The sequence below is a fragment of the Azohydromonas lata genome (genome assembly GCF_034427735.1).
GTDB lineage: Bacteria > Pseudomonadota > Gammaproteobacteria > Burkholderiales > Burkholderiaceae_C > Azohydromonas > Azohydromonas lata.
Genome location: NZ_JAXOJX010000015.1, coordinates 102,293 through 109,198, shown reverse-complemented (window position 1 = coordinate 109,198; position 6,906 = coordinate 102,293). Strand labels below are relative to the sequence as shown.

The window sequence follows — 6,906 nt, the reverse complement described above, 5'->3', positions numbered from 1 at the left end:
CGCGGCGCCCGTGATGCCGTCCGTGCCGGCCATGCCTTCCATGCCGTCCGCACCTGCCATGCCGGGCGCGGCGGCAGCCATGCCTTCGGCCTCCGCGGCCACGGCGGCGGCCGTGAGCGCGATGCGGGCGGACGCGCGATTTGCCGCCGCCACCGTCGCGCCCTCGCCCGCCACCGTGCCCAGCGCCGCGCCCGCGGAAGAAGGCACGGGCTGGCCGCTGGGCCGTGCGCTGGCGCAGGTGGGCGGCGTCTACGTGCTGGCGGAGAACGCGCACGGGCTGGTGATCGTGGACATGCATGCGGCGCACGAGCGCATCGTCTACGAGCGGCTGAAGAAGTCGTCGGCGGCGCAGGGGCGCATTCCGTCGCAGCCGCTGCTCATTCCCGAGGCCATGAGCGCCACGCCCACCGAGCTGGCCACGGCCGAGGCCGAGCGCGAAACGCTGCTGGAGCTTGGGCTGGACGTGGCGCCGCTGTCGGCCACGGCGCTGGCGCTGCGCAGCCGCCCGGCCGCGCTGCCGGACGCGGACTTGCCCGACCTCGTGCGCTCGGTGCTGGCGGACCTGGCGCAGGTGGGATCGAGCCGCGTGGTGCAGCGCGCCCGCGACGAGATGCTGGCCACCATGGCCTGCCACGGCGCCGTGCGCGCCAACCGGCGGCTGACGCTGGAAGAGATGAACGCCCTGCTGCGCGAAATGGAAGCCACCGAGCGCGCCGACCAGTGCAACCACGGCCGGCCCACCTGGCGGCAGCTCAGCATGAAGGAGCTGGACGGGTTGTTCTTGCGTGGGCGGTGACGGCGCCGCTGGTCCCGGAATTTGCGGCCGCATCGTTCAGAAGGCGGTTTGACCAGCGCCAGCCAAAGGCCGGCCCGCAGCGCCTACCCCCTCACACCCCCGGCATCCCCACGAACCCCGGCAGCGCCTTGACCCGATCGATCCACGCGCGCACCTGCGGGTAGTCCGCCAGCGACATGCCACCCTCGTGCGACAGCGCCACGTAGGGGAAGACGGCGCAGTCGGCGATGGTGGGGTGCTGCAGCGCCAGCCAGTCGTTGTGCGCCAGGTGCTGCTCCAGCAGGCCCAGGATGCGCTCGGCGCGGCGCAGCGCGTCGGCCTTGTCCAGCACGTAGCCGAACTTGTCCACCAGGCGTGCGGCGCCGGGGCCGTGCTGGATCTCGTTGGCGGCCGTGGAGAGCCACTGCATCACCGTGGCCAGGCCCAGCGGGTCGCGCGGCAGCCACTGCTCACCCGCGTAGCGCGCCCCCAGGTAGACCAGGATGGCCTGCGAGTCGCGCAGCACCACGTCGCCGTCCTCCAGCACCGGCAGCTCGCCCCAGGGGTTCAGGTCCGTGTGGGGCGCTCGCTTGTGCGCGCCGCCCATGAAGTCCACGGGCACCAGCTCCAGCTCGATGCCGGCCAGCGCGGCCAGCAGGCGCACCTTGTAGCAGTTGCCGGAGAGGGTCAGGTCATGCAGTTTCACGGCGGGTCTCCTTCAGCGGTTGGGAATGGAAGTGTTCAAAGGGTTCACAGCGACGCGGGCAGCGCCACGCCCAGGGCGGCCAGCTCGGCCTCGGTGTAGCGCGGGGTGATGAAGCGCGAGCAGTTCCAGTCGAAGGCCGCCACGTGCAGCAGCATCACGCGCTCGGTGGGTGGCGTCTTGGGCATCTCCACGGCGGCCAGCAGCGCGGGCGGCGCCTCATCGGCGGCCAGCACCTCGATCTCGGCCATCAGCTTCAGGCGGCGGCGCTGCGGGTAGTCCAGCAGGATGAGCGCCGCCCGCGGGTTGCCCGCCAGGTTGCCGGTGCTCACGAACTGGCGGTTGCCGCCCAGGTCGGCAAAAGCCAGCGTGCTGTCGTCCAGCACGCGCAAAAAGCCCGGCGCGCCGCCGCGGTGCTGCACGTGCGGCCAGCCGCCCTCGCCCACGGTGGCCAGGAAAAAGCTGTCGCGCGCGGCAATGAAGGCGCGCTCCCGCGCGCTCAGGTGCGCCTGCACGTCGCCCGGCGGCTTGGGTGCCTCGGCCCCGCCGAAGCGGCGCTGCGCGGCGCGCACGCCGGGGGTGTAGGCGATGGCGGCGAAGTGGCTGGACATGGCGGGCTCCGGTGGCTGCGTGAGGCGTTGAGAGGCGATGCGTGATGGTGGCCATGGCGCGCTTCGCAATAAATAGATCGCACCGCACTTCATTGCTGCGACTGGCGGTTTAATCGTTCACCATGGACAAGCTCAAGGCCATGGCCTCCTTCGTGCGCATCGTGGAAACCGGCAGCCTCACGGCGGCGGCGCAGCGGCAGGACGTGTCGCTCACGGCCGTGGTGCGCGGCCTCTCGGCGCTGGAGCAGGCGCTGGGCGCACGGCTGCTCAACCGGACGACCCGCCGCATCGCGCTCACCGAGGAAGGCCGCGAGTACTTCGAGCGCTGCCGCCGCGTGCTGGCCGACGTGGAGGAGGCCGAAGCCGCCCTCGCCGACCGGCCGCTGGCCCCCGCGGGCCGGCTCACGGTGACGGCCCCGGTGATGTTCGGCCGGCTGCACGTGGCGCCGGTGATCAACGGCTTTCTCGCGGCGCACGAGCGCATGCGGGTGGAGCTGCTGCTGCTGGACCGCGTGATCGACCTGCTGGAGGAAGGCGTGGACCTGGCCATACGCATCGCGCCGCTGGCCGATTCCTCGCTGGTGGCCGTGCCCCTGGGCCGCACGGCCTGGGTGCTGAGCGCCAGCCCCGGCTACCTCGCGCGCCACGGCACGCCCACCCACCCCGACGACCTCTCCCGCCACCGCGCCGTGCGCAGCACCGGCCGGGGGTCGGGCAACGAATGGCCCCTGGTGCGCGGCGCCGAGCGGGCGCAGGTGGCCGTGCCGGAGTGCTTCTCCAGCAACCAGGTCGATGCCGCGCTGGAGGCCTGCGTGGCGGGGCTGGGCATAGGCCGCTTCCTCGCCTACCAGGTGCGGGCGCTGGAGGCCGAGGGCCGCCTGGTGCGCGTGCTGGCGGACTGGCAGCCGCCGCCGGTGGACGTGAACCTCGTGCACGCGCAGTCGCGGCTGCTGTCGCCGCGCATACGCGCCTTCATGGACTGGGCCGTGCCGCGGCTGCGCGAGCGGCTGGGCTGAGCGCCCGCCGGCCGCGCGCCGGCCGATGGGGGCCGGGGCGGCCTTCACGCTCCGCGCCGCCGCGCCGCTGCGTGGATTTCGTGGATTTGTTGGCACGCGCCGCGCGCCGGCGGGCCTGGGCGTCCGTTGAGCCGGCCCCGGCATGGCTAGCCTGCCTCTTTGCACCAACACGCTCTCCGAGAGACACGTATGAAGCAGTTTTCATGGGCACTGGCACTGGCCGCCGCGGCTGTTGCCTTGTCCCCCGCCGCCCACGCCAGCGCCGAGTTGGCCGCCCAGTACGACTGCATGGGCTGCCACAAGACCACCTCCAAGGTGCTTGGGCCGGCTTTCAAGGACATCGCCAAGAAGTACGCCGGCAACCCCAAGGCCGAGGCGATGCTGACGGACAAGATCATCAAGGGCGGTGCCGGCGTCTGGGGCCCGGTGCCCATGGCGGCCAATCCCAAGATTCCGCGCGAGGACGTGCGCAAGCTCGCGGCCTGGGTGCTGGCGCAGTAATCGGGGCCAAGGCGCGGGGCCGGCACCCTGCCGGCGGTGCCGCCGTATCCCGCCCCGGTTGCAAACCCAGGGCTTTTTGAAACGCCTGCTTGCCCTGCGCGGGCGCGAGCCTTGCCAGGATTCCCGGTTCTTCAATGACGACGGGAGTCCTCGCCATGGCGCACGCCTTCGCCAACACGCTCACGGAGTTCTCCACGCCCTCGGGGCGAACCGGCAAGTTCTACTCGCTGCCCAAGCTGGCCGAGCGCTGGCCGCACATCCACCGGCTGCCGGTGTCGCTGCGCATCGTGCTGGAGAGCGTGCTGCGCAACTGCGACGGCAAGAAAGTCACTGCCGGCCACGTCGAGCAGCTCGCGCAGTGGCAGGCGCAGGGCGCGCGGGAGGAGGAGATCCCCTTCGTCGTGGCGCGCGTGGTGCTGCAGGACTTCACCGGCGTGCCGCTGCTGGCCGACCTGGCCGCCATGCGCAACGTGGCCGCCGAGCAGGGCCGCAACCCCAAGACGATAGAGCCGCTGGTGCCCGTGGACCTGGTCGTGGACCACTCGGTGATGATCGACCACTACGGCACCCCCCAGGCCCTGGACCTGAACATGAAGCTGGAGTTCGAGCGCAACCGCGAGCGCTACGAGTTCATGAAGTGGGGCATGCAGGCGTTCGAGACCTTCCGCGTGGTGCCGCCGGGCTTTGGCATCGTCCACCAGGTGAACCTGGAGTACCTGGCGCGCGGCCTGCACCGCAACGCCGACGGCGTGAGCTACCCCGACACCTTGGTGGGTACGGACAGCCACACCACCATGATCAACGGCATAGGCGTGGTGGCCTGGGGCGTGGGCGGCATCGAGGCCGAGGCGGCCATGCTGGGCCAGCCGGTGTACCTGCTGACGCCGGACGTGGTGGGCTTCGAGCTGACGGGTGCCTTGAGCGAGGGCGTGACGGCCACGGACCTGGTGCTCACCGTCACGGAGATCCTGCGCAAGCACCGCGTGGTGGGCAAGTTCGTGGAGTTCTTCGGCGAGGGCACCCGCTCGCTGGCCCTGCCCGACCGGGCCACCATCGGCAACATGGCCCCGGAGTACGGCGCGACCATGGGCTTCTTCCCGGTGGACGAGCGCACGGTGGAATACCTGCGCGGCACGGGGCGCAGCGAGGCGGACATCGAGCTGTTCGAGGCCTACTTCAAGGCGCAGGGGCTGTTTGGCGTGTCGCGCGCCGGGGAGCTGGAGTATTCGCAGGTGGTGTCGCTGGACCTCTCCACGGTGAAGCCCAGCGTGGCGGGCCCCAAGCGGCCGCAGGACCGCATCGAGCTGGGCAAGCTTTCCAGCACCTTCACGGACCTGTTCAGCAAGCCGGTGCCGCAAAACGGCTTCAGCCAGCCGGCAGACAAGCTGCAGCAGGTGTTCACCACGTCCAGCGGACTGGAGATTCGCAATGGCGACGTGCTGATCGCCGCCATCACCTCCTGCACCAACACCTCCAACCCCGGCGTGCTGCTGGCCGCGGGGCTGCTGGCCAAGAAGGCGGTGGAGGCGGGGCTGACGGTGAAGCCGCACGTGAAGACGTCGCTGGCGCCCGGCTCGCGCGTGGTGACGGAGTACCTGACGCGCACCGGCCTGCTGCCCTACCTGGAGAAGCTGGGCTTCGCGGTGGCGGCCTACGGCTGCACGACCTGCATTGGCAACGCAGGCGACCTCACGGCCGAGCTGAACGAAGTCATCTGGCGCAATGACCTCGTCTGCGCCGCCGTGCTGTCGGGCAACCGCAATTTCGAGGCGCGCATCCACCCCAACCTCAAGGCGAACTTCCTGGCCTCGCCGCCGCTGGTGGTGGCCTTCGCCATTGCCGGCAGCGTGCTCAAGGACTTGATGACCGAGCCCGTGGGCACCGGCCACGGCGGCAAGCCGGTGTACCTGGGCGACATCTGGCCCAGCAGCGACGAGATTCACGCCCTGATGAAGGCCGCCATGGACCCCGAGGCCTACAAGGCCAACTACGCGCGGGTGGAAAGCGCCCCGGGCCCCTTGTGGCAGGCCATCTCCGGCGTGACGGGCCAGGTCTACAACTGGCCGCAGAGCACCTACATCGCCCGCCCGCCCTTCTTCGAGGGTTTCACCATGGAGCCCGCGGCGCTGGTGACTGGCGTGAAAGGCGCGCGGGTGATGGCGCTGTTTGGCGACTCCATCACCACGGACCACATATCCCCGGCCGGCTCCATCAAGGAAACGTCCCCTGCCGGCCAGTATCTGATTGAGCACCACGTATTGAAGCCCGACTTCAACAGTTACGGCTCCCGCCGCGGCAACCACGAAGTGATGATGCGCGGCACCTTCGCCAACGTACGCATCAAGAACCTGATGCTCCCGCCCAAGTCCGATGGCTCGGTGGAAGAAGGCGGCCTGACGCTGTACCAATTGGACGGCGCCGAAAAGGGCGAAAAAATGTTCATCTACGACGCGGCCATGAAATACCAGGCCGCGGGCGTGCCGACCGTGATATTTGCCGGCGAGGAATACGGCACCGGCTCCAGCCGGGATTGGGCGGCCAAGGGCACCCAATTACTCGGTATCAAGGCCGTGGTGGCGCGCAGCTTCGAGCGGATTCACCGCTCGAATTTGATCGGCATGGGCGTGCTGCCCCTGCAATTCCGCGGCGAGGATTCCTGGCAGTCACTGGGGCTGCGGGGGGACGAGGTGATTGATATCGAGCTGCCGGCCGGAGATGTGCGGCCACTATCCGAGGCCACACTGGTGATTCGGCGGGGGGATTCTTCGCAGCGGGTGACTTTGATGCTGCGGATTGATACGGCGATTGAGGTGGATTACTACAAGCACGGGGGGATATTGCCGTTTGTGTTGAGGCAGCTTTTGACCGCAGCCTGACAAGACCGCAATTGACCAATGAAAAAAGCCGCCGAAAGGCGGCTTTTTGTTTTCTTGAGCGCGGCTCATAGGTTGATAGTGCCCCTCACCCGTCATACTTGCGAAAGCAGGTATCCACGATGGTTAGCATGCGGGACCGAAACTGTGGTGACCTCAAGAATCGACAGACCACCAGCACATTCGTCGTCATTCCTGCAAAAGCAAAAATTAATTTTTTACTGATCAAAAACAGTAGATTTCAACCAGATTTATGGGCCGCCGTCCTGACCGCTTTGAAATCCGCGATCACCTCATCTGGATCAATAGCTTAGGATGCCAGCATTTGATCAAGTTGACTCCACGCTTTCTTTAGTGCAGCAATACCAGCCTCCGCACGCCCGCGTGCAGGAATAAGAAACCAACCGTCTGACCGTAGCGCGTAATC

At 68.6% G+C, this 6,906-nt stretch carries 5 protein-coding genes and 1 pseudogene; 4 read left to right on the top strand and 2 right to left on the bottom strand.

What is annotated here, in order from left to right; genetic code table 11:
• A pseudogene (mutL, locus tag SM757_RS11685) lies at positions 1–796 on the top strand (DNA mismatch repair endonuclease MutL); the annotation flags it as partial.
• A 91-nt stretch (positions 797–887) separates the two neighbouring features.
• Here mutL and SM757_RS11680 read toward each other — a convergent pair.
• Positions 888–1,481: a glutathione S-transferase family protein gene (locus tag SM757_RS11680; RefSeq protein ID WP_322465593.1), complete on the bottom strand. Its 594-nt coding sequence runs from the start codon at positions 1,479–1,481 to the stop codon at positions 888–890.
• Positions 1,482–1,525: 44 nt separating this feature from the next.
• Entirely contained in the window at positions 1,526–2,089 is a 564-nt protein-coding gene (locus tag SM757_RS11675) for a pyridoxamine 5'-phosphate oxidase family protein (RefSeq protein ID WP_322465592.1), read from the bottom strand.
• A gap of 122 nt (positions 2,090–2,211) precedes the next feature.
• On the opposite strand from SM757_RS11675, the gene SM757_RS11670 reads away from it, so the two are divergent.
• The 3 genes from SM757_RS11670 (at position 2,212) to acnA (ending at position 6,482) form a co-directional block, all read left to right on the top strand.
• Positions 2,212–3,105, top strand: a complete 894-nt coding sequence (locus SM757_RS11670; RefSeq protein ID WP_322465591.1) for a LysR family transcriptional regulator — start codon at positions 2,212–2,214, stop codon at positions 3,103–3,105.
• 189 nt (positions 3,106–3,294) lie between these two features.
• Positions 3,295–3,606, top strand: coding sequence for a c-type cytochrome (locus SM757_RS11665; protein ID WP_066340525.1), 312 nt, complete (start codon positions 3,295–3,297; stop codon positions 3,604–3,606).
• Between the two features lie 134 nt (positions 3,607–3,740).
• Entirely contained in the window at positions 3,741–6,482 is a 2,742-nt protein-coding gene (acnA, locus tag SM757_RS11660) for an aconitate hydratase AcnA (protein ID WP_322465590.1), read from the top strand.
• Positions 6,483–6,906: the final 424 nt, after the last annotated feature.